A 1,884-nucleotide genomic window follows, 5' to 3' on the forward strand; every position below is an offset into this window, starting at 1 on the left:
TCGGCGGCGGCTCCCTGGTCAACGGGGGCATGGCCGTGACCCCGAGACGGGAGAACTTCGGAGCCGTCCTCCCGTCGGTGAACGCCAACGAGAAGGTCAAGGGCGGCTGGGAGAAGCTCTTCGAGCTGAACAAGGACATCGTCGAGAACGCCGACGTGATCCACCCGGGCCAGCAGCTCCACCTGAGCTGACCCACCCCCTTTGGCGGTCCCAGCTCTCCTCCCATGCCCGCCAGTCGGTGCCCGCCGCCGTGCCCTTGTCCGTCCCGCCCACCGGGAGCCTCCAGTCCGTAATACCCTCGATAGAATAACGACTTCACCTGCGATTGATCGGGGTTGGGTCGTGACACGACGATGGCCGCGCGGGTTCTTCATGTGACCAAGCGGGCCCGCGCGGCCTTGTCCCGGTGGTGCACGCTGCTCCCGGGAACCGGCAGCAGGCGCAGGACCCGGCCCGCCAGGCCGTCGCACAAGCGGCGGCCGCCACGCGCCGCCGACCCCCGTCGCCGCCGTCCTTTCCGCCCTACTGCACACCGCGGAAACTGGGCAACCGATCCTGCCTTCTGCGGTGTGAGTCGCCAACACCTCGGCGAGTTGCTCGATGGCCCGGCGAACGCTCGCGCCTCGTCTACCGGCCCAGAAGAGCGGAGGCCGTAAGAGCTTCACCTTGACAGAGCACAGAGACCTCCTCATCGCCGCCCACATGCAGCTCGGCGCACCCATCGTCCTCCTCTGGGACTGGGCTTGATCCGCTTTGACGGACATTCGAGATCAGGGGTTCGTCCCCAGGATGTCCATCATGGAGAGCATGGGGAAGAAGAAGACTTGCCCTTGCCGCTCGTTCACGTTGCAGTTCAAGGCCGAGATCGCCCGAGCTGTGCCAACGGGGTGATCGCTCGGTCGGTCAGATCGCCAAGAACTTCGATCTGACCGAGACCGCAGTGCGGGACTGGGTGAAACTGGCTGAGGTCGACGCGGGCGAGCGCGACGGCCTGATCAGCAGCGAACGTGAGGAGCTGGCCGCGCTGCGGCGGGAGAACCGCCGCCTGCGAGAAGACGTCGACATCCTTAAGCGGGCCACGGCTTTTTCGCGAAGGAGACCTGGTGACGGTGGACCCCTTCATCGAGGCGGAGAAGCAGGACGGCCACAACGTCAAGCGTTCGTGCGAGCTGCCGAAGGTCTCCAGAACCGCCTTCTATGCCCGCCTCGCCGGCGAACCGGTCTCCGGGCGGTTCGTGACGCCGAGCCGACCGAGCAGATCACCGAGGGCGAGCGCCGGCACCTATGGCGCTCCGCACGTCCATGCCGCCCTGCAACGAGAGGGCCAGGAGTGCGGACGCCGCCGAGTCGCCGGGTTGATGCGGGCCGCCGGCATGCAGGTCAGGCACCGCCAGCGGCGGCACCTGACCACGATCCCCGATCCGCGGGCCGCCTTCCGGCCCAATCTCATCGTCCGGGACTTCCAGCCCGACCCCGCCGGGCTCGATGCCCGCTGGTGCGGCGACATCGCCTATGTCCCGACCAAGGAAGGCTGGCTCTACCTGGCCACCGTCATCGACATCGCCTCCCGCCGAGTGGTCGGCTGGGCAACCGCCGGTCATCTGCGGACCGACCGGGTCACCGACGCCATCGAGGCCGCTTGTCGACAACGTGGCCCCCTCCGTCCGGTGATTTTCCATTCGGACCGCGGCTGCCAGTACACCAGCCGGGAATTCGCCCTCCTGGTCGAGGAGTTCGGAGTCCGGCTGTCGGTCGGCCGCACCGGGCAGTGCGGGGACAACGCGCTCGACGAATCGTTCTTCGCCACCATCAAGGCGCAAGCTCCTCGACACAGTCGTCTGGCCCAGCAAGACCGTCCCCCGCACCGCCATCTTCGATTTCATC

At 67.4% G+C, this 1,884-nt stretch carries 1 protein-coding gene and 2 pseudogenes; all 3 read left to right on the top strand.

Annotated elements, in window-relative coordinates; translation table 11 throughout:
- Positions 1-191, top strand: a pseudogene (locus ABZ070_RS37090) (hypothetical protein); the annotation flags it as partial.
- Between the two features lie 749 nt (positions 192-940).
- Positions 941-1,087 (top strand): annotated as a pseudogene (locus ABZ070_RS37095) (IS3 family transposase); the annotation flags it as partial.
- Positions 1,088-1,109: 22 nt separating this feature from the next.
- Positions 1,110-1,884 (top strand): IS3 family transposase (locus ABZ070_RS37100; protein ID WP_356640590.1); only part of this gene is annotated, 775 nt, incomplete at its 3' end.

This window comes from Streptomyces sp. NPDC006283 (assembly GCF_040613325.1).
Lineage (GTDB): Bacteria > Actinomycetota > Actinomycetes > Streptomycetales > Streptomycetaceae > Streptomyces.